The 26,165-nt window shown below is 38.7% G+C and carries 26 protein-coding genes and 1 tRNA gene; 15 read left to right on the top strand and 12 right to left on the bottom strand.

All coding sequences use genetic code 11. From position 1 onward, the window contains the following. Positions 1 to 389: 389 nt before the first annotated feature. The 3 genes from pruA to KK060_RS11795 are packed head-to-tail and all read right to left on the bottom strand — an operon-like array spanning position 390 to position 3,189. Positions 390 to 2,021, bottom strand: coding sequence for an L-glutamate gamma-semialdehyde dehydrogenase (gene pruA, locus KK060_RS11805; RefSeq protein WP_254153938.1), 1,632 nt, complete (start codon positions 2,019 to 2,021; stop codon positions 390 to 392). 60 nt (positions 2,022 to 2,081) lie between these two features. Further along, on the bottom strand, positions 2,082 to 2,798 hold the full coding sequence (locus KK060_RS11800) for a YjjG family noncanonical pyrimidine nucleotidase (RefSeq protein WP_254153937.1): 717 nt from the start codon (positions 2,796 to 2,798) through the stop codon (positions 2,082 to 2,084). Then, positions 2,764 to 3,189, bottom strand: a complete 426-nt coding sequence (locus KK060_RS11795) for an ArsR/SmtB family transcription factor (protein WP_254153936.1) — start codon at positions 3,187 to 3,189, stop codon at positions 2,764 to 2,766. Before KK060_RS11795 ends, KK060_RS11800 begins: the two co-directional genes overlap by 35 nt. 93 nt (positions 3,190 to 3,282) lie before the next feature. On the opposite strand from KK060_RS11795, the gene KK060_RS11790 reads away from it, so the two are divergent. From KK060_RS11790 to KK060_RS11780, 3 genes are all read left to right on the top strand, one after another. Then, positions 3,283 to 3,918, top strand: coding sequence for a carboxypeptidase-like regulatory domain-containing protein (locus tag KK060_RS11790; protein ID WP_254153935.1), 636 nt, complete (start codon positions 3,283 to 3,285; stop codon positions 3,916 to 3,918). A gap of 133 nt (positions 3,919 to 4,051) precedes the next feature. Continuing rightward, a complete protein-coding gene (locus KK060_RS11785; RefSeq protein ID WP_254153934.1) occupies positions 4,052 to 4,366 on the top strand; it encodes a hypothetical protein in 315 nt (104 codons plus the stop codon). 212 nt (positions 4,367 to 4,578) lie between these two features. After that, positions 4,579 to 5,028 (top strand): response regulator, encoded by a 450-nt coding sequence (locus tag KK060_RS11780; protein WP_254153933.1) that lies wholly within the window; start codon positions 4,579 to 4,581, stop codon positions 5,026 to 5,028. A gap of 8 nt (positions 5,029 to 5,036) precedes the next feature. Here the strand turns inward: KK060_RS11780 and KK060_RS11775 are convergent, their stop codons facing one another. Continuing rightward, positions 5,037 to 5,462 carry a response regulator gene (locus tag KK060_RS11775; protein ID WP_254153932.1) on the bottom strand — a complete coding sequence of 142 codons (426 nt, stop codon included), beginning with the start codon at positions 5,460 to 5,462 and terminating at the stop codon, positions 5,037 to 5,039. 250 nt (positions 5,463 to 5,712) lie between these two features. On the opposite strand from KK060_RS11775, the gene KK060_RS11770 reads away from it, so the two are divergent. Continuing rightward, positions 5,713 to 5,787 (top strand) — tRNA-Pro (locus KK060_RS11770). 97 nt (positions 5,788 to 5,884) lie between these two features. Here the strand turns inward: KK060_RS11770 and KK060_RS11765 are convergent. Continuing rightward, on the bottom strand, positions 5,885 to 6,892 hold the full coding sequence (locus tag KK060_RS11765) for a zinc-dependent alcohol dehydrogenase family protein (protein WP_254153931.1): 1,008 nt from the start codon (positions 6,890 to 6,892) through the stop codon (positions 5,885 to 5,887). 162 nt (positions 6,893 to 7,054) lie between these two features. Here KK060_RS11765 and KK060_RS11760 point away from each other — a divergent pair, with 162 nt between their 5' ends. After that, positions 7,055 to 7,357, top strand: coding sequence for a winged helix-turn-helix transcriptional regulator (locus KK060_RS11760; RefSeq protein WP_254153930.1), 303 nt, complete (start codon positions 7,055 to 7,057; stop codon positions 7,355 to 7,357). A 204-nt stretch (positions 7,358 to 7,561) separates the two neighbouring features. On the opposite strand, the gene KK060_RS11755 is transcribed toward KK060_RS11760, so the two are convergent. Beyond that, entirely contained in the window at positions 7,562 to 7,801 is a 240-nt protein-coding gene (locus KK060_RS11755; protein ID WP_254153929.1) for a helix-turn-helix domain-containing protein, read from the bottom strand. Positions 7,802 to 7,995: 194 nt separating this feature from the next. Here KK060_RS11755 and KK060_RS11750 point away from each other — a divergent pair, with 194 nt between their 5' ends. Then, positions 7,996 to 8,361: a response regulator transcription factor gene (locus tag KK060_RS11750; RefSeq protein WP_254153928.1), complete on the top strand. Its 366-nt coding sequence runs from the start codon at positions 7,996 to 7,998 to the stop codon at positions 8,359 to 8,361. A gap of 14 nt (positions 8,362 to 8,375) precedes the next feature. Here KK060_RS11750 and KK060_RS11745 read toward each other — a convergent pair whose 3' ends face one another. After that, the gene (locus KK060_RS11745; RefSeq protein ID WP_254153927.1) at positions 8,376 to 9,668 is read right to left on the bottom strand and encodes a L,D-transpeptidase family protein; all 1,293 of its coding nucleotides are present in this window, start codon (positions 9,666 to 9,668) and stop codon (positions 8,376 to 8,378) included. A gap of 392 nt (positions 9,669 to 10,060) precedes the next feature. On the opposite strand from KK060_RS11745, the gene KK060_RS11740 reads away from it, so the two are divergent. After that, complete coding sequence (locus tag KK060_RS11740; RefSeq protein WP_254153926.1) at positions 10,061 to 10,981, top strand: S1C family serine protease; 921 nt, start codon at positions 10,061 to 10,063, stop codon at positions 10,979 to 10,981. A gap of 92 nt (positions 10,982 to 11,073) precedes the next feature. Then, the gene (gene msrB / locus KK060_RS11735) at positions 11,074 to 11,610 is read left to right on the top strand and encodes a peptide-methionine (R)-S-oxide reductase MsrB (RefSeq protein ID WP_254153925.1); all 537 of its coding nucleotides are present in this window, start codon (positions 11,074 to 11,076) and stop codon (positions 11,608 to 11,610) included. A gap of 77 nt (positions 11,611 to 11,687) precedes the next feature. Here msrB and KK060_RS11730 read toward each other — a convergent pair whose 3' ends face one another. Next, on the bottom strand, positions 11,688 to 12,158 hold the full coding sequence (locus KK060_RS11730) for an RrF2 family transcriptional regulator (RefSeq protein WP_254153924.1): 471 nt from the start codon (positions 12,156 to 12,158) through the stop codon (positions 11,688 to 11,690). A 480-nt stretch (positions 12,159 to 12,638) separates the two neighbouring features. On the opposite strand from KK060_RS11730, the gene KK060_RS11725 reads away from it, so the two are divergent. The 4 genes from KK060_RS11725 to KK060_RS11710 are packed head-to-tail and all read left to right on the top strand — an operon-like array spanning position 12,639 to position 16,823. Then, positions 12,639 to 13,568 (top strand): ATP-binding cassette domain-containing protein, encoded by a 930-nt coding sequence (locus KK060_RS11725; RefSeq protein WP_254153923.1) that lies wholly within the window; start codon positions 12,639 to 12,641, stop codon positions 13,566 to 13,568. A 2-nt stretch (positions 13,569 to 13,570) separates the two neighbouring features. Next, on the top strand, positions 13,571 to 14,293 hold the full coding sequence (locus KK060_RS11720; RefSeq protein WP_254153922.1) for an ABC transporter permease subunit: 723 nt from the start codon (positions 13,571 to 13,573) through the stop codon (positions 14,291 to 14,293). 11 nt (positions 14,294 to 14,304) lie between these two features. After that, positions 14,305 to 15,882 (top strand): GldG family protein, encoded by a 1,578-nt coding sequence (locus tag KK060_RS11715; RefSeq protein WP_254153921.1) that lies wholly within the window; start codon positions 14,305 to 14,307, stop codon positions 15,880 to 15,882. 11 nt (positions 15,883 to 15,893) lie between these two features. Next, complete coding sequence (locus KK060_RS11710) at positions 15,894 to 16,823, top strand: DUF4340 domain-containing protein (RefSeq protein WP_254153920.1); 930 nt, start codon at positions 15,894 to 15,896, stop codon at positions 16,821 to 16,823. Between the two features lie 36 nt (positions 16,824 to 16,859). Here the strand turns inward: KK060_RS11710 and KK060_RS11705 are convergent, their stop codons facing one another. From KK060_RS11705 to KK060_RS11690, 4 genes are read right to left on the bottom strand one after another with little or no spacing between them, the layout of a single operon-like run. Further along, positions 16,860 to 18,434: a response regulator gene (locus KK060_RS11705; protein ID WP_254153919.1), complete on the bottom strand. Its 1,575-nt coding sequence runs from the start codon at positions 18,432 to 18,434 to the stop codon at positions 16,860 to 16,862. Continuing rightward, entirely contained in the window at positions 18,415 to 18,819 is a 405-nt protein-coding gene (locus tag KK060_RS11700; RefSeq protein WP_254153918.1) for a DUF7793 family protein, read from the bottom strand. The genes KK060_RS11705 and KK060_RS11700 overlap by 20 nt, the downstream gene beginning before the upstream one ends. 4 nt (positions 18,820 to 18,823) lie before the next feature. Further along, positions 18,824 to 19,240, bottom strand: a complete 417-nt coding sequence (locus KK060_RS11695; RefSeq protein WP_254153917.1) for a DUF7793 family protein — start codon at positions 19,238 to 19,240, stop codon at positions 18,824 to 18,826. Further along, positions 19,240 to 21,702, bottom strand: coding sequence for an aminotransferase class I/II-fold pyridoxal phosphate-dependent enzyme (locus tag KK060_RS11690; RefSeq protein ID WP_254153916.1), 2,463 nt, complete (start codon positions 21,700 to 21,702; stop codon positions 19,240 to 19,242). The genes KK060_RS11695 and KK060_RS11690 overlap by 1 nt, the downstream gene beginning before the upstream one ends. Positions 21,703 to 21,979: 277 nt before the next feature. Between KK060_RS11690 and KK060_RS11685 the strand changes: the two genes are divergently transcribed. The 3 genes from KK060_RS11685 (at position 21,980) to KK060_RS11675 (ending at position 26,156) form a co-directional block, all read left to right on the top strand. Further along, positions 21,980 to 23,488: a hypothetical protein gene (locus KK060_RS11685; RefSeq protein WP_254153915.1), complete on the top strand. Its 1,509-nt coding sequence runs from the start codon at positions 21,980 to 21,982 to the stop codon at positions 23,486 to 23,488. Between the two features lie 139 nt (positions 23,489 to 23,627). After that, a complete protein-coding gene (locus KK060_RS11680) occupies positions 23,628 to 24,692 on the top strand; it encodes a UbiA family prenyltransferase (RefSeq protein WP_254153914.1) in 1,065 nt (354 codons plus the stop codon). A gap of 48 nt (positions 24,693 to 24,740) precedes the next feature. Beyond that, a complete protein-coding gene (locus tag KK060_RS11675) occupies positions 24,741 to 26,156 on the top strand; it encodes an HTTM domain-containing protein (protein WP_254153913.1) in 1,416 nt (471 codons plus the stop codon). The last annotated feature ends 9 nt before the right edge of the window (positions 26,157 to 26,165 follow it).

Below are 26,165 nucleotides of genomic sequence, written 5' to 3'. Positions count from 1 at the left end.
AAAGCAAGGCAGCGCAACGCCTTGCTTTTTTATTACGGATACAGGTTTGCATAAAGGAAAAGAAGCTTTACCTCTCCGGAAGTGTAGGCAAGAAGCAAAGTAGCATCGGTGTGGCATTAGTAATGCTTCTGTCATTCTTCTATGATCCTTGTGTCAACTATCATGAAAAGGCCCTTTTTATGAAGAATGAGTGAATTATCAGAGTAATTTCACAGCATCTGCACCGATCCTCCATGAAACCCACACTGATCCGTCAAGTATACGGGTGGAAACGAGCTCATGTATGCGAACCGGGAGGCTCCCGAAGTTCGTTATTCTGTTTGGAAATGGAGTAGAAAAAGAAAAACCCCGCTGTTGGGCGGGGTTTAGTATTACTTGTTCCTTTTGGCCTAATCCTGTTCGAGGAACGGATATCTGTAATCAGTTGGGGGTACCAACGTTTCTTTGATGGTTCGCATGGAAACCCACCGCATGAGGTTAGCCTTTGCTCCTGCTTTATCGTTAGTACCGGAACCTCTTGCTCCACCGAAAGGTTGTTGGCCTACTACCGCTCCGGTTGGCTTATCGTTAATATAAAAATTACCTGCAGCATTGGTCAGCTTTTTAGTAGCTAACTCAATGGCATAACGATCGCGCGCGAATATAGAACCTGTTAGTGCATAAGGAGAGGTTCTGTCTACCAGATCAAGCGTTTCTTCAAAGTTGGCGGGATCATAAACATAAACTGTTAACACCGGACCAAAGATCTCTTCACACATTGTAGTCGACGACGGATCTTTGGTCAGTATGACCGTAGGCTCTACAAAGTACCCTTTGCTCTTATCGTAATTTCCTCCGGCAATAATCTCGTTCATCTGACTTACCTTGGCATTATCAATATAGTTGGCAATGGAGTTGAACGAACGTTCATCGATAACCGCATTGATGAAATTACTGAAGTCTTCGGTAACCCCAATCTTGAGGGTTTTGAGATCTTCAACAACGTATTTGCGTACTTCTTCCCAGAGGTTCTTAGGGATATAGCAACGAGAGGCAGCTGAACATTTTTGTCCCTGGTATTCAAAAGCTCCTCTGACAATAGCTGTAGCCACTTCTTTAGCGTCGGCACTCGGGTGTACCATAATGAAATCCTTACCGCCTGTCTCCCCTACTATGCGCGGATAACCTCTATACTTCTGAATATTTTCGCCAATAGCCTTCCACATGCTTTGGAATACTTTGGTACTTCCTGTGAAATGTAAGCCAGCGAAATCAGGATGGCTGAAAACAACATCGCCAACTACGGGGCCATCAACATAAATAAGGTTAATTACGCCATCAGGAAGTCCGGCCTTTTTCAATACCTGCATAATTACGTTAGCTGCGTAGATTTGCGTGTAAGCAGGTTTCCATACAACGGTGTTACCCATCATGGCCATGCTTGTAGGAAGGTTTCCGGCAATGGCAGTAAAGTTGAATGGTGTTATTGCAAGTGTAAATCCTTCAAGCGGGCGATACTCCATTCTATTCCAAACACCGGGAGAAGATTCCGGTTGATCGTGATAGATCTGGGACATAAAATAAACATTGAAACGAAGAAAGTCGATCAGCTCACAAGCTGAATCAATTTCTGCCTGAAAAGCATTCTTCGATTGGCCCAGCATGGTAGCTGCGTTTAAAATATAGCGGTAAGGCCCGGCAATAAGATCTGCAGCTTTAAGAAATATGCTTGCGCGATGTTCCCAACTCATATTTGCCCAAAGTTCTTTTGCATTTAATGCTGCCTGAACTGCCTGCTCTACATGTTGTCTATCACCTTCATGGTAATACCCAAGAATGTGTTGGTGATCATGCGGAGGAGAAAGCTTCTTCTTGTTTTGCGTTCTCACTTCTTCTGCACCGATATACATGGGTATATCAACCTGTCTGGCTCTTGCTTCTTCAAGTGCCTTTTTAAGAAGCTGGCGTTCACGTGTGCCTTTTCCGTAGCTCAGAACGGGTTCGTTCTTAGGAAGAGGAACATTAAAGAATCCATTGGGCATAATTTATATGGTTATTAGGTTAATGTTTTTCTTAAAGTAAGGTTGCAAATGTAATGGAAATCATAAAATGTTAAGAAGTTCTGAAAGACATCCTATTTCATAGGTAGTTTTTGATTGATGGGGAATTCTTTCAGGATTATAAAATACAGTATCGATGGTACAGCCGCGTGCGCCTTGAATATCAGTAAGTAGATTATCACCAATCATAATAGCATCGCAACATTGTATATTATGCGCATGAACAGCATACTCAAAAATATGCGGAGATGGCTTTCTATGTCCTGCCTTTTGCGAAGTAATGATATGCTTAAAGTAACTACTGATTTTACCTGAAGCTAGTTTTACGTGTTGTATCTTCTCAAACCCGTTGGTAATTATTGTAAGCTGATATTTTTTTGAGAGGTAATGAAGTACATCTTCAGCATAAGGCATTAAGTTTGGTTTTTTAGGACACGCCTCCAGGTAATCATCAGATAATTGATTACTTAATGTTTCTTCGTAAGCACCAAAATGGTCGAGTACCTGTTTGAATCTTTCCTTACGGATAACGTCTTGTGTTATCAGCTGCCTGTCGTACAAATCCCATAAGGTAGTGTTCACTTTTTTGAATTGCTCATATAAGCTTTGGCCATCGGGGATATTCCGTTTATCTAATTGATAGGCGCTGTATAAGTCATATAATGTTTCGCGGCAGTTGGTTTCGTAATCCCACAGGGTATGATCGAGATCAAAGAAAACGCACTTATATTTTTTTCCCGTTGAAAGTTCGTCCATCATTTATTGTTTTCTTCTGCCATTCTTCAATCTGCACCTTGTTAACCGCCAGTTCTCTGTTGGAGTGCATGGTTTGGTATACCTGCTGATCTTTCTGTAACTGCTTGTCTTTTCTTAAAAACTGAATAATCTGCTTAAGAATTTCATAAACCTCATCTTTTATCTGATAAAATACCCAGTGATTATATCGGCGATACGACAATATGCCTGCATTCTTAAGATAAATGAGGTGGCGGGAAGTTTTGGTTTGGGTAAAATCAAGGATTTTTTCTAAGTCCGAAATGCACATTTCGCCGTTCTCGAAAATAAGGTGTAGTATGCGAATGCGGGATTCATCCGCACAAGCTTTGAAAATCTGAGAACCAAGTGTAAGATTGAAACTTTTAAGACGCATTTTGCATCTATATATATTAATGGCTTAAAATTAATTAATTGGCGTTCTAAGCCCTTATTTTTTATATTTGAATATTAACTAAAGTTGCCGGAAGTGAAGTTTTTTATATCTAAACCGCTTTTTATAGCAATCGTAGCTGTTCTGGGCTCAGTATTGTTTTTTTCCAATGCGTCGGCTCAACAGCAGAAGCGTATTATACAGTTATCTGGCGTGGTGATGGATACCGTTGAAGGACCGCTTCCGGGCGTTCATGTATATGTCCCTAAAGCAGGCCGCGGCGTAACAACAAACTCTGTTGGTTTCTTTTCTATGCCTGTATTAGCGGGCGATAGCATTGTAATAAGTTCAGTAGGCTACCAACGCCAGCATTATATTGTTCCTGCCGGAACGGCAGAATACCTGACCATTATAGTTCCGATGGTTCAGGACGTTACTTATTTAAGAGAAGTTGAAATTGTACCATATCCAACAGAGGAGGTTTTTAAAGAGGCCGTACTCGCATTAAATTTACCACAGGACAATGGGATAGATGCTAAAAGTATGAATCAGGAATTACTGGCACTCATACTCAAGACAACGCCTATGGATGGGCCGCAGAACCAGAAGTACTATCTTAACCAATGGGCAGCAAGCCAGAACGATAAGTTCATGCCTGTTACGAACCCATTCTTGAATCCGTTTAACTGGGTTAAATTCTTCAATGGGTTAAAGAACAACAAGAAGAAATAATTCAATTCTATTGGTGTCGCAAAATACCCGCGGAGGCAGGTAAATACCTTTTCTTTCCATTCGGAAAAATAATTTCGAAAGGCACGCTTTTTTACAATTGCGCGAAATTCATAATATCACCTTTCGGGCAAAAATGGAGAGAGCACAGACCCTTATCTCGGTTATTGATTTCAAAAGGTTGTTAAAAGACTTAAGAGAGAAACGACCTGACATCTGCATTCGCTACAGGCTGCTGGGCGAGATGTGGGTTAACCATTTTGTGTCTGTTTTTTACATTACTGAGAACGGCGTTTTGCTGAATGATGATATTACGCACAGGTTAATTTCTATAGGCGATTTATCGCATATCATGCAGTTTGAAATTGATGAGCCCTTCCAGGGATATCAGCCCTACTATCATTACGAAGTACATCCGTTGCTCGATTACAAAGCCATACCTTCCGCGTAAGCGTGTTATGTGTGATTAGAAGATCGAAGATCTAACCTTCCTGCTATTGGCAAAAGCAAAATGTGCTAAAACCCACACTAACATTATTTGTTTGTAAGAGAGGCTTTAAACCGGGTTTAAAGGTTACAACAAGTTAAATCAAAGATTATCTTATAAGATATTTAGTTATTTTCGGCTTATCTTTGCAAATACTTTACATTTTTATAGAAAGCATGAAAGCGTTAGAAGAGGTTCCCAAACATGTACTGCTGGCTGAAGATGATGATGATGACTTTGATTTCTTTTCAATGGCTATTGATGAAACTTCCCTTACAGTAATACTTAAACGGGCAGAAAACGGAGATATTTTATTACAGTTGCTTGACCAGAATATACCTGATATACTTTTTATGGATATATTTCTTCCTTATAAAACCGGCCGAGAATGTTTAAGAGAAATTCGTGCTAACAGAAAATACGACTCGCTACCCATCATTATTTATACTTCTGTTAAAGAGTTGGAGCAAATCGAATTTTGTTATAGGGAGGGATCGAACTTTTATATGATAAAGCCCACCTCATTTAATGAGTTAAAGGCTATTCTAAAAAAGATAATTTCATTAGAATGGAAGAAGATGATGTATTACCCAACTTTATCTGAGTTTGTAGTAAACCCACAATAAACTTCTTCTCAAGTAAGATTATTGGGATGGACACAATGTTGCCAGTAAGAAACTATTTGGTGTAAAGAATTCTTTAATGCTTCGTAACTCTGACCCTTTAAAAAGAATCCCTGAACACTGTAATGATAAGCTTGCTTTACCTGCTGCGGATTAGCTGTTGTTGAAAGAAAGACGAATGGAATACTTTTGACCCTTAGTCGCTTGTCTGTATCGATACTCTCTTTGAGTTGAAGTCCATTCATGATAGGCATATTGATATCACAAATGATAACAAAGGGATCATCGGAAGTAGATTGCAGATACTGAAGAGCAGATTCGCCATCCATAAATTTCTTTATCGGGTTTTCAACATTCAGCTTAAGCAGAATCCGTTCAATCATTTCGTGGTCATCAGGATCATCTTCAATAATTATAATAGGGCCTGATTTTGCCATGTGAGAAAGTTTATTTAAGTATAAATTTTTTAAGGTAAAGATATTATAATGGAAATTACTTAACTAAATCGATAGTTGGATAATAGCTGGTATTAATGGATTATAATCTTGTTAAGTTTAAAGACTTAACCTAAAGTCGATATATTGGGCAAGTAAAGGATAATTTGTATTATTGCAGCCCGTTTTTAAGGCACTGAACTTTCGGTCCAGGAATCGGATACTTTTTCAGAGTTTTTCTGAAACTATTCTTCGGGGTGTAGCGCAGCCCGGTTAGCGCACCACGTTAGGGACGTGGGGGTCGGATGTTCGAATCATCTCACCCCGACTTTTAAGATTAAAATGCTTGCGATCGGTTCGCAAGCATTTTTCGTTTTATCGATGATCATTGAATTTGATTTGGCTTATTAAGCTAGTTACATTAACTAAACAGTAAGCACTACTTTTCCTATCTGTTGATTCCTTTCCAAGTACCGGTGCGCATCTGCAACATCATTGAACGCAAATGCTTTAGCTACAACCGGTCTCAGTTTTTTTGATTCCAGACCTGCGATTATAAACTTAGTGGCCGCCTGGATTTTATCTTGGTTCATTAATATTTGATCTATCATATCATAGCCGGCTATTGTAAGCTTCTTTACGACCACGTCGGCCGTAGGATAGGTTCCCAGGTCTTCCAACATACCATAAGCATATATTTTTCCATGGGTGGCGGCAGACTTCACGAGTAAATGAAACTGTTGGCCCCCAACCGCATCGAGAATGACATCTGCTCCTTTTCCCGCTGTGATCTGTTGAATGCGGGATACTACATCTTCTTCTTTAGTCACAACAACATGCTTTGCACCTGCTTCTATTAAAGCTTCTTTTTTAAAAGCTGACGTTGTTAGGGCTATAGGAATGGCACCTTGCATTTTAGCAATTTGGATAGCCGATAGTCCTACACTACTGGAAGCCGCGTTAATTAGTACCATTTGACCGGGCTGAATGTTCGAAGAATCGACCAGCATACCATAGGCGACAATAAAAGTTGTCCAGATAGAAGCAGCTTCTTCAAAAGATAAGTTTTTAGGAAAGGGCACAAGTGCGTAGGCTGGTACTAGAATCAAATCTCCGTAAGTGCCGTATTGACGATTGGAGAATGCGGGAAGCACGCTAACACGGTCGCCAACCTTGAAGTCAACTACGTTGTCACCTACAGATTCGATAACACCCGAGGCCTCATATCCGATCTGCGAGGGAAACAGCGCAGCCTCGGGAAAAACACCGCTACTTCGGAACACCGTGTCCACTCGGTTCAGCCCGACCGCCTTGACCTGCATGCGTACCTCTCCCGGTCCTGGTGATAGGACCTCTACATTTTCAACTTTTAATACTTCAGGACCGCCCGTCTCCCGGAAACGTACTCCCCTTGCTTGTTTTGTTACATTCATGATTAGATGTTCTTTTTAAATCAGGAGCCAAAACTATTTCGTAACGGCCATTGTTGGGTATAACACAACCTATTGTCCGGTACAGACAAAAATGTTCGTATGGCTAAAATCAAGGAGAACTCGACAAATAATCGTAATCGTAAATTTTTAACCAACTGCGATATGACATATGCGGTACAGCTTATCGGCGGCCGCTGGAAAATGTTGATTATGACGGGCCTTGAAAAGAAACCGCTTCGCTACGGAGAACTGAAAAAGAATTTAGAGCAGATATCTGAGCGGATGTTAACCTTACAGCTGCGCGAGTTAGAGGACGATGGAATTGTGAAGCGCACTGTATTTGCCGAGGTACCGGTGCGGGTAGAATATGAGCTAACCGATATCGGAAAAGAGTTGGTACCGATTTGCCTGCAATTGAGCGATTGGGGGACAAGACATCGTGAGCTCAATGCACCCATACGATAGGCTAGCCTAGTGATGACTATTTGCTATTCTTCTTCTGCCCTGAAAATCTTCAATTAGGATAATTCGATCTAATCGCATCTGTTAAGGGACCCCATTTCACATACAGGTATTAAAAATGACAAAGGCTACTTTTAAGTAGCCTTTGCTTATATTCAATAAAATTAATTCGTTTTATCAGATTGATATAAGGGATCCAGGAATTTATTAATTCCTGAAAGTTGAACAAAAGAAATCCTCTACTGACATACTGTGTATGGAGAGAAGTTTATTCAAACTTTTGATTGTGATGTTCGCTTTTCCCTTCTCGATTCTCCAATATTGAATTAATGGTAGATCGTGATCTAAAGCAAAATCTTTAATACTATCATATCCCTTTTTTTCTCTTAGTCCTTGAAGCTTTAATCCTATCTGCTCAAGAACGTTCTTTAAAGGTCTCGTTTTCATAACAATTACGTTTTACACCATAGTTCTTATTTATCCTTTGTGATAATTCTTATTTTCCGGATATTCGAAGAAAAATTATTGCCATATTACACAGTACTAGCTCGTTTCTTTAAACTAACATTTTGTCAGGTTGATCGGTGAAACAGGTATAATAACAGCTAGATACTGTAGATTTAATTCCTCAAGCAACAGAGATGAAGCAGCGAATTACTGTGATTGATGACGACTTTGACTTAAGAAGTTTGCTTCAAATTGCGCTTAAAACAGAAGGATTTGACGTTGAGGCATTTTCTAACGGAGATGAATTCTTTCAATCTCAATCACCAAGTGGCAGCACAGATCTTTATATTATAGATATTAACCTTGGGGGAATAAGCGGCACCGAGATTTGTAAAGTACTTAAGTCAACGAATAAAGAAGTTAAACCTTTGGTGCTACTTATTTCGGCCAATCCTGAGATACAACAATTGGCAACCGATGCGGGGGCAGACTCCTGGATATTAAAACCTGTAACTCAAAAAGAGCTGATTAGTAGAGTAGACCTTTTACTGAACAGATAATAGGAATTTCAACTTTAATTCATTGCTAGTCTTTCATCCATTTTATTGGTTGAATCCAACACATTAAGTATCTCCTGGTCATTCTGATAAACATCTTTATAGAACTTAAGTGATCCATTAATATACTCACACGTGAAGTATTGAATAAAAATAGGTATTGGCTTGCGTACCCTTACATCAACTCGTTGTTGCAAGCTAAAGTATTGATCTACGTCGTCTGGTGTAACATAAACATTATCGTCGCGTACGAGATATCTAGCCAGATCTCTTCGCTGCTCTACCCTAACACATCCATGGCTAAGCGCCCTGTTTTCTCTTGAAAATAACCTTCTGCTATTGGTATCATGCAAATAAACGCCATAAGGATTCTTGAAAAGAAACTTTATAATGCCAAGGCTGTTTTCGCGACCTTCACGCTGCCTTAACTGGTAAGGAAAATAATCTTCTTTTAAACTGGCCCAGTTAATTGTAGCAGCATCCACAACATTGCCTTGCGCATCTAGCACCTCATAGTTATGATTAGTTAGATACATCGAATCTCTTTGTATGGAAGGCAAGATTTCTTTGGTGGCAATACTTCTTGGCACGTGCCAATACGGATATATCACAAAAGATGTAATTACACTTTCCAGTTCTGGTGTTCTGGAAAACGGTTTGCCTACAATAACATTGGATCGAAGAACCGTATCTCCTTTCTCCATTACAAATAGATTGTAAGAAGGGATATTAACCTGGATGTACCTGTCTGGATATGCTTTGGTATGTCGCCACCGCTCCATAGTTATCTGAAGCTGCATAATCTTATGATGTGCTGCTGAGTCTTTGTTGTGAATTGCTAAAAATGCTTTAAGAGAATCCTTGAGTATCCTATATTGAATATGTGTAGGCTCCTGAGACTCTAATGAGTGCTTAATAGATGGCCTGGTAATATTACTGATAAGGATTTTAATGCCTGCAGAGTCAAGGCTATCAGTATAGCTTTTTCTTACAAAAGTTAATGGGTCTACTCTTCCATTTTTGAGATGCGCGCGCATTGCAAAAAAGGAGTCGGTGAGAAGCATATCCGATTCAACAATTTCCTGTTCTGTTTTTTTCACCTCAACCAGACCTGAAATTCTTTGTAGGTGGTAGTGATCGGACATGAGCCCAAATTCACCTGCCAGCTTAATAAAACCAAGTAATGAATCTCCGGAAGAATTAAGCGTTCCGGTATCATACCATTGGAGGGAATAATTGCGCAACCTGTAAAGTTCACGAACGGAAGCTTCCATTAACAGTGACTCGTTTCTCAGGAGGGCAGTATCCAAAGACAAAATCTTTATAGAGGCGTTACCATGGGCTGTGCGCTCATTAAAGTGGTAACAACCTGCGCATATAAAAAGAATTACTAGAAGGGTAAACCATTTCACGAAAACAAAGAAGACAAATTATTATTTGGTAAAAAATCACATCCTTTTATAAAACCTACAGGACAAGGAGCGAAGCAGCAATTACCTGATTAACGATTTGAGTGACAAAAATGCAGTATGTGTAGCGTAACACATCTAACGTGATGAAAAAATTGACAGCACCAGACGAAATTATTTCAAGTTTATTCTAAATCCATACACGCCAATTTGTCTTCACCGTTTAAGCCAATTAGTCCATAAACTCAGTTGGACAGCTTTTTGAAAAAGCATAGATCATAAAGTATAATACTATGGATAGTTTTTCGCTTACGGTTGTAGAAGCCGTTAATAAAATAAAAAATGCTGTAGTTAAGATTGATGTCTTTAAAAAGGTGAATGGAAAATTTCAGCAAGCTGGTTCCGGTTCTGGGTTTATCTTTTCATCTGACGGACTAATCTTCACCAATAGCCATGTAGTAAATAAGGCAGAGAAGATAATGGTAAGTCTTCTTAATGAGAATGAAATTGAAGCAGAGCTTATAGGTCAGGATCCGGATACAGATATCGCCATCCTTAAAATATATACAGATGGGTATTCAGTAGCCAAATTAGGTGATGCATCTCAGTTACTGATTGGCCAACTTGTAATTGCTATCGGAAACCCTTACGGCTACCAACATACTGTTACTGCTGGCGTTGTAAGCGCCTTGGGCAGAACGTTAAGAACACAATCAGGAAGAATGGTAGACAATGTAATTCAATCGGATGCCGCGTTAAATCCGGGCAATTCGGGCGGGCCGATGATAAATGCAGATGGAGAAGTAATAGGCGTTAATACTGCAATTATAAACGGGGCACAGGGCCTCAGCTTTTCTGTAGACATCAATACGGCAAAAGAGATTGCTGATCAGCTTTTGAGGAATGGAAAAGTTTTTAAAGCTTACCTGGGCACAGCGTTGCAGGAAGTACCTATAAATCAAAAAATACTAAGACACTATCATTTGCCTAATAAAACTGGTTTGTTTGTGGTGGCGATCGAAAAAGATACACCAGCCTCACGGTCTCAGCTTCAGGAGGGTGACATTATTGTTTCCTTTAACGGGAAACCTATGAACACCATGCATGAACTGTTTAAAGAACTAATGCATAAAGAAATACTTACTGCTGTTGATATTTCTGTTATACGGCATGCTCAATTAATTAACTTTACCGTATTCCCTACTACCTCATAAGGAAATTGCCTCTAGAAACCAGTTTGTAAAGTATAGTTGGTTAGATAAACTAAAGACGCCAGAGAATTGTTATACAAACAAGTTAAAACCGGATGATACGATATACCATAGTTCTTATTTGTATTTTGTTGTACTGCAGTTGCAGACAACAAGACAATCAGGCGCACGCACAGCAAACCAAAGTGACAAAAACCAAAGTAACAGCAATGGAAACAACTGAAAAGATTCATCGCACAGAGGAAGAATGGAAAAAGATCTTAACTCCAGAGCAATTTCATGTACTTAGAGAGAAGGGTACTGATGCTCCATTTACAGGAAAGCTTACTTACAACAAAGACGCAGGAATGTACTATTGTGCTGCCTGTGGCAATGAGTTGTTTTCGTCTGACATGAAATTCGACTCGCACTGTGGTTGGCCAAGCTTCGATCGTGAAATTGAAGGAGGGAAAATAGTTACAAAAACAGACCGGAGTTATGGAATGGTGCGTACTGAAATTTTATGCGCCAAATGCGGCTCTCATTTAGGTCACTTATTTGATGACGGTCCGACAGAAACAGGATTACGTTACTGCGTCAATTCCACATCCCTCGATTTCAAGCCATCATCTCCCAAAAAAGAAGGGAACTAGTTTGGTAGGTTATATAGTAATTGAAGTGTATTGCAGTTGCGCTTCAATTACTTTGTTTTTAAGGCTCTAGCCTCTGGCTATTGATTGTTAATTGCACCTAGCGGATTAACGGGGATAATCGGTTTTTTATCTTCTGACAGCTTCACCAAATCAGCTAAGGAATTACTCGATAGTACCTTTAACGTCTCATCCCGAACCTTACTGAATAGTTTATTAATACTGCAAGTGGCTTCATCTTCACACCTTCCGCACGACTGATAGAAGTTAAGGGATACACAAGGTAGCATGGCTACGGCTCCATCAACAAGTCTTATGATTTCTAACACACTTATTTCTCCCGGATTTCTACGAAGGTAGTAACCTCCCATCTTACCCTTACGACTGGCTAAAACACCGGCTTGCTTAAGTTCTGCTAAAATTATCTCCAGAAATTTCTTAGGGATGTTCTTCTTCTCCGCTATCCCCTGAATTGTGGATACATTGGTATTGTCCTGCTTGGCCAGATAAACTAACGCATGAAGCGCATATTGACATTTTTTCGAGAGCATAATTTCCCTACCGGTGAAAAGATATTAATCCAAACAATTTAAGAAATATTCATTCAGTTAACGAGAATTTCGACTTAAAGCGTTCCTGAAAACCATAAAAAACCCCGGGCAAAACCCAGGGTTAGGACGGTTAAAGAAAAGACCCTCTCTAAAAACTTTAACCTTTGACTTAGCCATAAAAGTATACAATAATAAACGAGCCGGCAATATCTTAATTTAAAATTTAACATTGTTATGAGGTATATAAGGTGCTGTGGTTAATGTGTAATTGTCATCAACGACACCTAAGGTTATGATCTATTTGTCCCTTGCGATGTGCATTCTAGATCTGATCATTAGAAAATATGTTCCTATTTATTTTTTTCAAGAGAAATTTTATTTTTGCGGCTGTCATAAAAGAAAACAGGTAATCTATCTTTTACCCGCTATACAAAAACTTATTTGTAAGAAAATTCAGGTAGCGCAACCAAAACTTGAATTATGAATATTCAGATTGAAAACCTGTCTAAGCGGTATGGTTTACAAACTGCAGTAGACAAAATTTCTTTCGAAGTCAGGACTGGCGAGATTCTAGGCTTTCTCGGACCTAATGGTGCTGGCAAAAGTACCTCTATGAAAATGATCACTGGCTACATTGGAATTGGTGAAGGTGATATATTGATTGGAGGACGATCCGTCAGAGAACACGGAGACGATTTAAAGAGACACATCGGGTACTTACCCGAGAACAATCCATTATATCTTGATATGCCAATAATGGATTATCTTACATTCTGCGCCTCACTTCAGGGCGTAGCCAAAGATAAGATACAATCGCGAGTCCGGCTAATGGTAAACATTTGCGGCCTTCAGGCTGAAAAGCACAAGAAAATTGGTGAACTCTCGAAAGGGTACCGCCAGCGCGTAGGACTTGCGCAGGCTATGATACATGATCCTGCCATTCTTATTCTGGATGAGCCTACCACAGGACTTGATCCAAACCAAATCGTTGAGATCCGAAAACTGATCAGGGAGATTGGCAAAGAGAAGACTGTAATTCTAAGTACCCATATCCTGCCAGAGGTAGAAGCTACCTGCGATCGTATACTTATTATTAATAAAGGTAAAATTGTTGCTAATGGTACTGCTGAAACTTTAAGAAAGCAGGCTACAGGAAATGAATTGGTAAAAGTGCAAATTGAAGATGGTGTCCATCAACAAATACTCAGCGCACTTGAGTTACTGCCTTCAATAGAAAAAGCTTTACCTGTTGATACTGAAACTAACCGGTTTGAAATACATAGCAAACTTGGAATGTCATCAAAAAGAGATCTCTTTCAACTGTGTGTTGAAAAGGGGTGGGTATTGGGTGAGCTTACACCAGTGGAAACACGCCTTGAAGATATTTTCCGAAACCTAACGCTAAACTAACAATGCATCCAATCTGGATTATTGCAAAACGTGAACTAGGTTCATTTTTTGATTCATTAATCGCATACATCATGTTGGTCTTGTTTCTAGGGTTCAGTGGATTTTTCACCTGGCTTTTAGGCTCCGATGTTTTCTTTGTGGGCCAGGCAAGCCTAGAGTCTTTTTTTAATGTTTCTTACTGGACACTTTTCTTCTTCATTCCCGCACTAACAATGCGGTTGTTGGCAGAAGAGAAAAAAACAGGAACTATCGAACTTCTATTAACAAAAGCAGTAACAGATCGTCAACTTGTAGTCGGAAAATTTCTTTCGACATTTCTTCTCATACTTATTGCCCTGCTTTTCACCTTTTCATACGTTATAACAATTTCAAGTATAGGTGATATTGATACAGGTGAAGTAGTGTGTGGTTATGTCGGGCTCCTGTTTATGAGTGCCATGTATATAAGCATAGGACTATATGCCAGCAGCATTACAAGTAACCAAATCGTGGCGTTTCTATGTGCGCTGCTTATCGAGTTATTTTTTCATATCATCTTTGGAACCCTCGCACAACAACTTTCAGGGTGGGCAGGGGCGTTACTTCACGGACTAAGCTTAACCAATCATTTTGAATCCATAATCCGCGGTGTTCTTGATACGAGAGATGTGATTTACTTTATCTCTATCACATTAGTTGGTCTCCTCCTATCAGAACTTTCACTCACAAAAAGACATACTGTATAAGTTATCACGATATGAAAGCGAAAGTTTATACAACAACTGCCTTAATAATAGGTATCATTATCCTGCTGAACCTAATAGCCAATGAGTTTCATTTGAGGCTAGACCTAACAGAGGACAAACAATATACTTTAAGCAAAGCGACAAAAGATATTCTGAATGAACTCGAAGAACCGGTTACTATTAAGGCTTACTTTTCAAAAGATCTGCCTCCAAATGTACTTAAGACACGCCAGGATTTTCAGGATATTTTGATTGAGTATGCAAATATTTCAGATGGAGGAATTGTCTTTGAGTTTATTAATCCAAATGAAAAGGACTCCTATGAGCAGGAAGCGGTGCAGAACGGAATTCGACCTGTGTTAATAAACGTTCGCGAAAAAGATCAGGTACAACAACGGAAAGCCTTCCTTGGCGCAACTGTTCACCTTGGTGAAAAGAAAGAAGTGATTCCCTTTGTTCAGCCCGGCGCTGCGATGGAATATGCGCTTTCCAGCGCTATCAAAAAAATTTCCATTGAAAATAAACCTCTCATTGGTTTCCTCACCGGCCACGGAGAAGCATCATTGGCAGAGATGACACAGGCGAATGAACAGCTAAGCGTTATGTATGAAACAAAAGCGATAAGCATTACAGATTCAACTGGCATTCCAGAAGATTTAAAAACGCTAGCCATTGTAAGACCTACCGATAGCATTCCTTCCGCTCATCTTGCACAACTGGATAAATTTCTTGCTAAAGGAGGACGCTTGCTGGTGGCTGCTAATGGTGTATCTGGAGACCTTCGCACTTTATATGGGACTGCGAATCACACAGGATTAGAAGCATGGCTAAAGAAAAAAGGAATTGAAATCGCGGATAATTTTGTGGTAGATGCCCAGTGTGGTTCGGTATCCGTTCCTCAACAACTTGGATTTTTTACAGTGCAAGCAGATGTTTCTTTTCCATTTGTTCCAATCGTGAGTACGTTCTCTGATCATGCCATTACCAGCGGGCTAGAAAGTGTGATGCTGGAATTTGCAAGTGAGGTTCGGTTTACCGGTGATTCAACTACCCGATATACACCTCTTGCTTTTTCTTCAGCGTTATCCAATACATTAAATGCGCCTCAATATTTCGACATCAACAAAGAATGGAAAGAAGAGGACCTGGCCCGAAAGAACATTACCGTAGCCGCAGCGCTTGAAGGTAACATTGAAGGTAACGCTGAGGCAAAGATCGTAGTTATCGGTGATGGTGACTTTCCTGTAAATGGCGCAGGCAGACAGCCAAGAAGGCTTCAACCTGATAATGTAAACTTGCTGTCAAATGCAATTGACTGGCTTTCGGATGACACCGGGCTAATTGCTTTACGCACCAAAGGTGCTGTTAGCCGCCCTATTCACGAGCTTGACGAAACCACTAAACTAATTTTAAAATATACTAATTTTCTAATGCCGCTGGTTCTTGTAGTAGGTTATGGACTTTACAGAGCACAACGAAACAGAATGATAAGATTAAAACGGATGAGTGAGGCTTACGAAACATCATCTGTAACATACAACTTTAATTCTGTTGCCAATACTCAAAATACTGTTCTTTCAGAGAAATAATTAAAGTGATTATGAAGAAGGTGAACAACAAGACTTTATTTCTGGTGTTAGTACTTTTAGCAATAGTCTTTATCTCTACAAGAATATTTCATTCTCCCGTACGTGAGGGAAACCTGGACAAAAAGTTGTTTGCGATAGACACATCAAACATTTCAGAAATCTCATTGAAATCTAAAGCAGATCAGTTTAAAGAAATAAGCCTGGTAAGGGACAATGATAAAAATTGGAAAGTAAAACAGAACACCATAACCTCTGAAGTAGAACGCTATCCTTTAAATAACTTGTTAAATACCATAGGTCATCTAAATCCTGAAAGAATTGTCAGTCGCAAGAAAGAGAAGTGGGGAGAATATAATGTATCAGACACAGCAGATGCTGCGTTAATTATAAAAACCAAGGAAGGAGAAATAAAAGAATTTCACGTTGGAAAGGAGACAATGGGAAGTACTTACATGCGTATTGGCGATGAAAAAGAAGTATATGCGGTAGCCGGCAATATTCTTGATGTTGTCAATAAGAAATTCACTGATTGGCGAGAAAGAACATTTTTAAGATTGGATAAAAAAGCCGTTACAAAAATAAGTTTTAAATATCCTGCTGATAGTGCATTTTTTTTAGAAAGGAAGAACAAAACATGGTTTATCGGCAATGAAATAGCGGACTCAATCAAAGTACAGGAGTATCTCAACAAAGCACACGCAAAAGATCTCGCTGAATTCGCTGATGACTTTAAACCAACAAAAGATGCTGATATAAAAATCAGTCTGGAAGGGGATGCCACCATAGAATTAAAAGCCTGGCATCACTCCTTTTACGAATGGGTTCTTAATTCAAGTGCGCGTCCAAACGTATACTTTCTTGACAAAGGCAAAATTGCTTATGCAGATATTTTTGTTCCTAAACAATACTTTTTAAAAAGCACATCAAATATCAATAAATGATAGGGTGTACTTGCAGCAAAACAAAGAGAGAGGTATTCAAAAACATATTTTATTTACCACCTGAAATAGCTCTCTCTCTGTAAATGGTTTTTGCAAGTGATCATTCATACCAGCCTTAAAACTATTTTCTATATCTTCTGCGTAGGCATTTGCTGATAGTGCTATTATAGGCTGGCTAAAATCTAGGGCTCTCAATCGTCGCGTTGTTTCATAACCATCAACTTCAGGCATTTGGATATCCATGAGTACTAAATCATACTGATTCTGTTTAACATAACCAATTGCTTCTAATCCACGCTCTGCTGTTGTCACTTCTGCTCCAAACTTTTGCATCATTTTTTTGGCCACAAGAAGATTCACTGCATTATCATCAACAATCAGAACATTTAACTTCTTTTCAAAGAAACGTTTCTCTTGCCTAACACTAACAATATTGCTATTCATCTTTCTCGCAGGTAATTCAAAACGTGCTGTAAACGTGAAAACAGATCCGCGACCTTTAATAACATCCACCGGGCTCTCAACTTTAATCTGTCCTTGCATCATCTCAACCAGGCTTTGTACAATGTTTAATCCTAAGCCTGTTCCGCCATATTTGCGCGAAATAGAATTATCAGCTTGCGTAAAACTTTGAAAAATTTTCTGTTGCGCTTCTTTTGTAATTCCTATACCTGTATCTGCTACGCTTCCCTGTATCACTACATAGTCGTTCTTCAACTCTAAAACAGAGAAGTCAATTTTTATCTCTCCGTCATTTGTAAATTTAATTGCATTGCCAATGAGGTTTGTGACTATTTGGAGAAACCTTACTGAATCACCTATAACCTCATCAGGAATTAAAGAATCAATGTGATAAGTTAATTTGAGGCGTTTATAATCTGTTAAATGCTTGAACCTTTCTATTTCAGTTGATACTAACTTGTTAAAATCGAATTTAGCATTCTCAAGTTCAAGCTTTCCGCTTTCTATTTTACTTAGATCTAGTATATCATTAACAAGGTGCGTGAGATGCAAACCAGAATTTTGTATCATCTCCAGGTATTGGCGGTGCTCCGCATTAGACACCTCAGCCTGCATAATTTGAGTAAGACCAAGAATTCCGTTAAGCGGAGTACGAATTTCATGACTCATATTAGCGAGGAATCTGCTCTTAGCTTTATTCGCTTCCTCTGCCTGCTCTTTGGCTATCTTTAACTGATTGCGCTCGCGTTCTAATTCATCTCTGGATGCCGTACTTAATTCGAGTTCATCGCCGAGCATGTTGATACCAGTGGCGATTGCGTCCCACAACGTTCCTTCTGAAGTAATCGGCAATCTTTGTTTAAAATCAAGATTTGTGTATGAACTTATAACATCAATGAACTGCTGTATGTTTTTTTCCTGGTCACGATTGCCGTTCAGAGGAAGAAGTTGCATCCTGTCAGCATACTTGTTTAAGTTGTTAACTATTTTCGTCAACACGTCGTCATTATAGTCGATAATAATCCTTTTATTATAATCTCCTTTAAGAATAGCCTCCGTGAATTCCAATAACCGCTCAAGAATAACTGCTTGTGTCATACTTTCATCCTTTACTTCAATCACCTCCGCCTCAGTCCTTATTATTTCCATTTTGCTTTTGACTCATGATCCATTCTATTGCCATCTCCTTGTTGGAGAAAAAATTAGCCGGAAAGGTTTTTTCCGTTTTAACGTACACATTTGCAATTAATTCAGTTAACGGGTTATGCCCTATTAAGGCCGCCCCAATTATATTCTTTAAGCCTCCATCAGGCCGTTGCAAAAACTCCTTTGCTTCTGCTGTCACTTCAATAATGTTGGATAGATCAGCAACAAAATAGTGCTTCATGTTTTGGGTAAAATCAAGTCTTTGCCTTACAATCTCCCTTGCTACAGCAATGTCTACCTTTAAATTTTGGGCATAGGCAGCATAAATAATGTCTCCACTTGCATTGAGTTTACTGAGCGTAATGTATGGCGTTTTCTTTGTAATCATACTACTACTGCATATGTAGCTCTTGTTTGGCTTTGATTTTCTTTAACCAGCTAATTGCCTCTCCCCTATCAGTAAAAAATTTAGCAGGCACGGTAGGGCTACTTATTTTAATATAAAGGTTAATAAACAAAGTTGATACGATACTATTTGACAGGAATGCACCGCCTAACACACCCTTTAGTCCGCCTTCTTCGCTATTCATGTAATCTCTTGCTTCTTTCGTAACTGATTTCACATGCGTGAAATCTATAAGAGTATATACCGACTGCCCTTGTGTATATTCAAGGCGATGCCTTACCAACTCTTTTGCTATTGCAATATCAATTTCAAGACCTGGTTTGTAATTCCAGAACACAATATCATCATCATCCTCTTTCCAAAAAGATGTTGTTTCAAATTGCTGATAATCCCGTCTTGTCATTATTTCTTATTATATACAGTACCAATTAATTCCATGTTAAAATTATCATTAGCCTGAACGTATACACTTTTAGGTATTACTTGTACGCCAAATCTTTGCTTTTCAATAGCCGCATCCATGCCCATATAATGCTTGTGACATTTAAGCTTGTTTGCTCTTACTATTGACTGATACAGTGTTTGTCTATAACAACCATGGCTTACAACATAGGTATAATCTAATCCCACCAAGGCTATGCCGTAATTATTCTGAGCAGATTTATAACAAAACCCAAGTGCGACAAGGCGTTCGGCTTCTCCTCCTGCCGGAGCATGCTCCGGCTTTAGTCTCAGCTCTATAACCTCCCATGAAGGATTACTTACGATGTTTTCAAAGTACTTCCTTGGCAACTCGTAGGTATTAATGTTAAAGCTCTTGCCCTTTACATTTAAGTACAAACTGTACCATAAATCCACCCGACTCTTATCAGCCTTTTGGGTACCTGTTAAAACATTGACATTAAAGAAATGTTTATTAGCCAAAACCTTTCTTCTAAATCCCCATCGATAGCTACTTGTTAAGTTCTGCATGTACTCCTCCTCGGAACTCCACTTATCTGCATTCAACAGTATATGCGTTTCAGGCATTTCTATTTTTATAAAACCTTCTTTAATGAGAAAGTCTTGTATTTCAGTATCAAGACTTGGCAGGTCTCTTAATTGAAGCATGCTAGCACCACACTTTTGTTTGACGTCATTCATAATGCGAATCATCTCCAGCATTGCTTCTCTCCATCCTGAATGTGTTCTATCTATAAAGATGTGGTTACCCTCAGTTATGAGTGAACCCATCATAATCACTTTTGAGCTGAGATAGTACCTGTCCTTTTTTCTAATTTCTTCTATCTGCTCCGAAACTGCAGAGGATGCGATCATGTCATCCTTACAGATCAGCTCGCTGAATAACGTTGCTACTACAGGCTTCTTGTTATGATCGCGAATGATCAGGTAATGCATCTGCCAGTTGTTTTCAGGTTCTTTATTGCCCTGAAAAGTATCCTCCATAAATTTACATCCTTCCCAATCGTATGTACTTTCTCCCATCAGGTTATCCCACGTTACTTTATCAATGCCAGTGATGGAAGTTTCATGCTGTATGTCAAACTTGTTTATTAAAGTTCCATTAGCACTTATTGGATATCTTTTGGCAGTTTTCTCAAAGGGCAAATTGAAATTGGTACTAATATCTTCTACAGTTTGCCCTTCTTCCTCTAGCGTGCTTTGAAAATGATATTTAAATGCTTCAAGAACACTCTTGATGTCTTCATCAGTCTGCCCGTTGGTAACAGCTAATCTTAGTCCGCAACATTTAACAGGTACACCTGGAAAGATTCCTATGTTTGTATAAAAGCCTTCTTTTAAAAGCCGCTTTACCATATTGTATCCTACACGTGGTAGTCCTAGTCCAATGTAGAAAATAGGAGAGTTAGAAGGCAATACAAGCGGCAATTCATATTGCTCTATTAAATTGCGTGTTAGCGCTATCTTCGCTGCCAGTTTATTCTGCAATTCATATATTTCATCAGAAAGGTGAATCTTAGCACTGGCAATTGAAGCGCCAAGCATTGGCGGCTGTACAGGACCTGAGTACGTATATGAACTACCACAGGTAACAATTTTTCTTCTTAATTCAGGATCTGTTACTACCGTTATACCACCACCTGTGCCAAAGCCTTTTGCAAGAGATGTAGATAACACCATTTTAGGATGCAACTTCATCTGACTGAGCACATAACCACTTCCGTGTTTACCTGTCCAGCTCATTCCATGTGCATCATCCATGTAAACATAAAAGTTCGGATACTTCTCCATTAAAAAAGTAATATCCTGGAGCGGAGCAAAATCGCCATACATTGAGTATAGGCCATCGGCCATATACCAGATCTTATTGTATTTGTTTGGGTTTTGTTTAATGATGTCTTCCAACATGTCCATCCGGTTATGCTTGATCATCTCCACCTTTGTGCCTCTTGCTTTAAGTACCTGTACTGCAAGCTGCACACTACCATGCACCTGGTGATCAAGAATTATCAGATCTTCTTCATGAACAAGAATTGGCAAAGAACCAAGGTGGGCAAGCGTAGTAGTAGCGGCAAGTATGGAAGGATTGTTATCAAAAATCTTAAAAAACAGATCTTCTATCTCTTCGTATAAATTACAGGAAGAGAACAAGCGAGATGACGAATATTGCGTACCATATCTAACTGCCGCATCAATTGCGCCATTCTTTAATCTATCGTCTACTTCGAGCCCTAAATAGCTACATGATCCAAAGTTAACAACCTGTCTCCCTTCTATGGTTACTTGTCTTCCGTTTAAAACATCATCTTCCAGGGTAACCTGAAATATTCCATTCTTTACACCATTTGATAAGCATTCATCAATTGTATTTATAAACTTATCACTGCTTCTTGCCTTCGTCATTATTTTCTATTGTAAATTCTGTCCCTACTTCTATCAAAGGTCACTCCTATTCAATTAAAAAAACACCAATGGTTATACTGGATTTTTAAAATTCATCCTTAAGTATATATACTTAGGTACCAATAACGCCAGTAATTAATGTTCAACAGACTCGTGTGAAGATATAATTAGAAGCAGCTGGCATACAATTTTAGCGCCTCATAACGAGCTATAACTCCCACCGACTATATTCATGTATACCTTAAGTAAATCGGAAGACCAGCAAGTTAAAATGTCAATGGTCGTAATCCTCGTTGTATATGCCCTATTTCTACTATGGGTACCTTTTCTTCCTTTTATAGATTTACCAAATCATTTAGCGGAAGCTACTATCTACAAGTTTTACAACGAGCCTGGAAATGTACTTTCACAGTACTATCAACCAACTCCATGGTATTATCCGAATACTTTTCATACCGTGTTTTGTAGCCTCTTCCCATCAGTAGAAGTTGGCAATAAGATCTTTCATATCCTTTACATAGCATTACTTTTATATTCAATTTACCTGGTAATAAAACAGCTAGGGGGAAACGTGTGGTATGGATTACTCAGCGTATTATTTATATTCAATTATAATGTTACTTATGGATTTGTAGGCTTTGCTATTTCCATTCCTGTTATCATTATATTGTTCTATTTCACATTGCGTGATATTGATGAAGATAAACTATCTCTCAAGATCAGCATTGCATTTCTTCTTGTTTTACTTTTTTTGATGCACGCACAAAACGCCCTATTTGCCATGGTGATATACGGCGTGTTAATGTTATATAAATACTTTAAAAAACCTTCGAAATTATTGATTCATGCTGCTCTCATTCCCCTTCCCATGGTCGCGCTTATACTAACCTGGTGGTTTAAGAGAACATCAGAAACAAAAGAAGAAAGCACAATAGATTTTCTGTTTAACTACTATACTACCCAATACTTTCCAAAACTTCATGGCCGTATACGCTTGATAACGCTTGACAATTTTCAATTGCAGGAAGGACTTGCCGGTTTAATAATTGCCATTTTAATATTTAGCTGTCTCTTAATACCATTTCTCTTTTTTAAATCCTGGAGACCGGCAAAAGAAAAGTTATCAGATAGCAACAATTTGATTTATTCACTGATCTTCTTTCTTGCAGGTGCAGGTTGCTATTTCATATTGCCAGATGGACTACCTGGGCAATCACCATTATTTCAACGCTTCTGCACGATCGTTATCCTTAGTGCTATTATCCTTGGCAGTCTTTTTTTAAACAAAGTAACTTTAAAAGGACTACGGATATTTATTCTGACTGCTATTTCAATTTACTCGGTTTTGTGGTTCGAATACATTTACTCTTTTAATCAGACTGCTAAAGATATTAGTCCAGATTTCTTTGAAGGCATTGACAACAAGAATAGACTTGCTGGACTTATCTATGAAAACAGTTTCAGGGGTAGAAGAGCATATCTTCATTTCCCTAACTACTACATTGTATGGAACCAGGGTATAGCTGCTTCGAAAATAATTGATTATCGTTTTGGAGTTGTAAGACGGGCAGCAAATGAAACTACAATTCCTTTTTATTACGAATATATTGGGGAGCCCTGGGGCGCCACACCTGTGCCCCAGTATTCTCACCTTGAGTATGTTTTGGTAAGAGGTCAAGGACCAGTACAACGAGATGTAAACTTAAACAACTTCGAACTCACCAAGGAGCAAGGATCTTGGAAACTATACAGAAATAAGGGTGAGAAACACGTCCTGATTGAGTGATTACTTTCTCAGTCCTCATTGTCTTGACTTCATTATCTGCCCACTAAAGCATCAAAGGAATGACACATCGGTGTACTTTACTACTGGTATAAAATTTATCAGGATAAGAACTACGCTGTCGCGATAACCAAACCTGTATATGAGAGAATTAGTTAAACGCTCATCCCCTGACATGGCCGGGGGTACCCGGATGAGTACTACAACAACTATAGAAGAAGAAAAAAAAGTAAATGCAGGACTGAGGGATTACCTTGCCATAGCACGACCTGATGAATGGATCAAGAATATCTTTGTATTACCCGGAATGCTGTTCGCCCTGGCGTACTACAAAACTCCAATAGATTTTTCACTTCTCCTAAAAATTATTACCGGACTTGCCAGTACCTGCCTAGTTGCCTCTGCAAATTATGTTATTAACGAATATCTTGATGCAGACTTTGATAAGCATCATCCAATTAAGAAAAAAAGGTCGCTTGTGGTTAAAGTAGCTAATCCGTTTTTAGTAGGTATTGAATATTTCATCTTCGCTTCAATTGGCCTCTCACTCGCATATTTAATCTCAGTTAAATTCCTGTACACTGCCATGTTTTTGTTGTTCATGGGTATCATGTATAATGTAAGACCTTTCAGGACCAAAGAACGTGTCTTTCTCGATGTTATCTCTGAATCAGTTAATAACCCAATTCGTTTCGCCCTTGGATGGTTTATGGTAATACCTTCTGTTGGTTTATACCTCGACAATAAGTGGGATCTTGAATTTTGGGACACAATACCTCCGCTTAGTATCATCATCGCTTATTGGATGGGTGGAGCGTTTTTAATGGCCACAAAAAGATTCGCTGAGTATCGGGTAATAAACAACCCTGTTGTTGCAGGTCTATATCGGAAATCTTTCATCTACTATACAGAAAACAAGCTGCTTATTTCAATGTTCTTCTATGCAATTAGCTGCGCGTTTTTTATGGGAATATTCCTCGTTAAAAACAGGATTGAAATGCTTTTAAGTTTCCCATTTTTTGCACTTCTGTTTGCCTGGTATCTTAAAATAGGTCTCTTAAAGGATTCACCCGTGCAAGGTTATGAAAAACTGTATACACGCAAATGGTTCATGCTATACCTCTTTATATTTACAGTACTGATCTGTGTGTTGATGTTCGTAGACATCCCGTGGTTAAGGTGGTTTTTAATTAAAACAAGAAATTAAGAAAATCTGAACTTTCTAAAAACTGAACAACTTCATAAAAGTCACCAAATGCTTGTAGACAGTGCTTCAACGCAAAGTGCGAGGCTTAAAATATTTACTGTGGTTTGGGCTATCGCCACATTATTTCACATGGCCCATTCCAATTTATTCACAACACAATTGGTTTATGTATTCTTAACCCTGGCTGCAGTTGGTGCTGTTCTCAAACCGTCATTTAATGCTTTGCTAATTCTGGTTATTGTTCAGCTTAGCGATATATTCCTTCGAACACCAAACTTTACCAACCATTGGATATTTACTGCTTTTGTAAATCTTTCGATTGTTCAAGCGCTACTCTATACGATCATTAAACGAAGATCATTTAAAATTAGTGATGAGCACTTCTTCGATACATTTGCACCCATTGTAAGATGGGAAGTAATCATTCTTTATTTCTTTGCAGTATTCCATAAACTCAATAGTGGATTCTTTGCTATAGATACAAGCTGTGCTACAACTCTACTTCAAGCACAACATATTGATAGGTTTATTCCACTAAATGAGAATGCGTTAAAGGCAAATGCGTTTTTCGTTATTGTTATTGAATCACTTATTCCTATTCTTTTAATCATAAGAAAAACAAGACACCTCGGAATATTTATCGGTATCGTCTTTCATTGCTTTCTATCGTATAGCTCATACAATGCATTTTATGACTTCTCTTCTACAGTTGTGGCTACCTATTTTCTTTTCATGAATTCGCAAGCAGCACAATGGATAATAGAAAAGTTTATCGCTGTGAAGCAAGCAATTAAAAATTACTTCGTAACATACAATGTATTTAAGTTTATCCTGATATTATCCCTTTTCTTTTTCGGCGTTGTTATCATTTACTTTCTAAACAAGAAATTTCCTACCTATAAAGAATTCTATCTTCACTTTTTCTGGACGCTTTATACACTTATTATTTTAGGCACATTTCTCGGCTTTGTGTTTTCACACGCTAAGGCAATCGTCCCTGCAACGAACAGCGCTATCCTTAAAATACAAAATACTTTCCTATCAGTATTCCCTTTTCTGGTTTTTCTCAATGGTATGTGCCCATACCTCGGACTAAAAACAGAGATCTCATTTGCCATGTATTCAAACCTGCGTACAGAAGGCGGCATAAGTAATCATTACATTATACCTGCCTCTTTTCAAATCTTTAACTTTCAAAGAGAAACGGTAGAGATAATTTCTTCAAGCAGTGATGACCTACAGCAATTGGCAGAAGAAGGAAAACAAATCGTATTGTTTGAGTTAAAGAATTATGTACACGAACGTAAGATAAAAGAAGTTACTTTCTTGTACCAGGGGAAGCTATATCACTATAAGCGAGGTGCTGATACTACAGGTCTTCTCTCCAAAAATCCTTATATCTTATATAAGCTTATGCGCTTCAGGGCATTTACCAAAAATGAACCTCAGCCATGTACTCACTAACTATGTTTG

This window comes from Chryseosolibacter indicum, assembly GCF_018598585.1.
Lineage (GTDB): Bacteria > Bacteroidota > Bacteroidia > Cytophagales > Cyclobacteriaceae > Chryseosolibacter > Chryseosolibacter indicus.
This window is presented reverse-complemented; position numbering and strand designations above follow the sequence as displayed.

Excerpts from the sequence above, each read along its gene's own strand:
- KK060_RS11675 (WP_254153913.1), top strand. The coding sequence starts at position 24,741 with ATGCTTGTAGACAGTGCTTCAACGCAAAGTGCGAGGCTTAAAATATTT.
- KK060_RS11760 (WP_254153930.1), top strand. The coding sequence starts at position 7,055 with ATGACATATGCGGTACAGCTTATCGGCGGCCGCTGGAAAATGTTGATT.
- KK060_RS11750 (WP_254153928.1), top strand. The coding sequence starts at position 7,996 with ATGAAGCAGCGAATTACTGTGATTGATGACGACTTTGACTTAAGAAGT.
- KK060_RS11680 (WP_254153914.1), top strand. The coding sequence starts at position 23,628 with ATGAGAGAATTAGTTAAACGCTCATCCCCTGACATGGCCGGGGGTACC.
- KK060_RS11715 (WP_254153921.1), top strand. The coding sequence starts at position 14,305 with ATGAAAGCGAAAGTTTATACAACAACTGCCTTAATAATAGGTATCATT.
- pruA (WP_254153938.1), bottom strand. The coding sequence starts at position 2,021 with ATGCCCAATGGATTCTTTAATGTTCCTCTTCCTAAGAACGAACCCGTT.
- KK060_RS11795 (WP_254153936.1), bottom strand. The coding sequence starts at position 3,189 with ATGCGTCTTAAAAGTTTCAATCTTACACTTGGTTCTCAGATTTTCAAA.
- KK060_RS11720 (WP_254153922.1), top strand. The coding sequence starts at position 13,571 with ATGCATCCAATCTGGATTATTGCAAAACGTGAACTAGGTTCATTTTTT.
- KK060_RS11785 (WP_254153934.1), top strand. The coding sequence starts at position 4,052 with ATGGAGAGAGCACAGACCCTTATCTCGGTTATTGATTTCAAAAGGTTG.
- KK060_RS11705 (WP_254153919.1), bottom strand. The coding sequence starts at position 18,434 with ATGGAAATAATAAGGACTGAGGCGGAGGTGATTGAAGTAAAGGATGAA.
- KK060_RS11725 (WP_254153923.1), top strand. The coding sequence starts at position 12,639 with ATGAATATTCAGATTGAAAACCTGTCTAAGCGGTATGGTTTACAAACT.
- KK060_RS11740 (WP_254153926.1), top strand. The coding sequence starts at position 10,061 with ATGGATAGTTTTTCGCTTACGGTTGTAGAAGCCGTTAATAAAATAAAA.
- KK060_RS11780 (WP_254153933.1), top strand. The coding sequence starts at position 4,579 with ATGAAAGCGTTAGAAGAGGTTCCCAAACATGTACTGCTGGCTGAAGAT.
- KK060_RS11775 (WP_254153932.1), bottom strand. The coding sequence starts at position 5,462 with ATGGCAAAATCAGGCCCTATTATAATTATTGAAGATGATCCTGATGAC.
- KK060_RS11710 (WP_254153920.1), top strand. The coding sequence starts at position 15,894 with ATGAAGAAGGTGAACAACAAGACTTTATTTCTGGTGTTAGTACTTTTA.
- KK060_RS11695 (WP_254153917.1), bottom strand. The coding sequence starts at position 19,240 with ATGACAAGACGGGATTATCAGCAATTTGAAACAACATCTTTTTGGAAA.
- KK060_RS11690 (WP_254153916.1), bottom strand. The coding sequence starts at position 21,702 with ATGACGAAGGCAAGAAGCAGTGATAAGTTTATAAATACAATTGATGAA.
- msrB (WP_254153925.1), top strand. The coding sequence starts at position 11,074 with ATGATACGATATACCATAGTTCTTATTTGTATTTTGTTGTACTGCAGT.
- KK060_RS11765 (WP_254153931.1), bottom strand. The coding sequence starts at position 6,892 with ATGAATGTAACAAAACAAGCAAGGGGAGTACGTTTCCGGGAGACGGGC.
- KK060_RS11730 (WP_254153924.1), bottom strand. The coding sequence starts at position 12,158 with ATGCTCTCGAAAAAATGTCAATATGCGCTTCATGCGTTAGTTTATCTG.
- KK060_RS11685 (WP_254153915.1), top strand. The coding sequence starts at position 21,980 with ATGGTCGTAATCCTCGTTGTATATGCCCTATTTCTACTATGGGTACCT.
- KK060_RS11755 (WP_254153929.1), bottom strand. The coding sequence starts at position 7,801 with ATGAAAACGAGACCTTTAAAGAACGTTCTTGAGCAGATAGGATTAAAG.
- KK060_RS11800 (WP_254153937.1), bottom strand. The coding sequence starts at position 2,798 with ATGATGGACGAACTTTCAACGGGAAAAAAATATAAGTGCGTTTTCTTT.
- KK060_RS11700 (WP_254153918.1), bottom strand. The coding sequence starts at position 18,819 with ATGATTACAAAGAAAACGCCATACATTACGCTCAGTAAACTCAATGCA.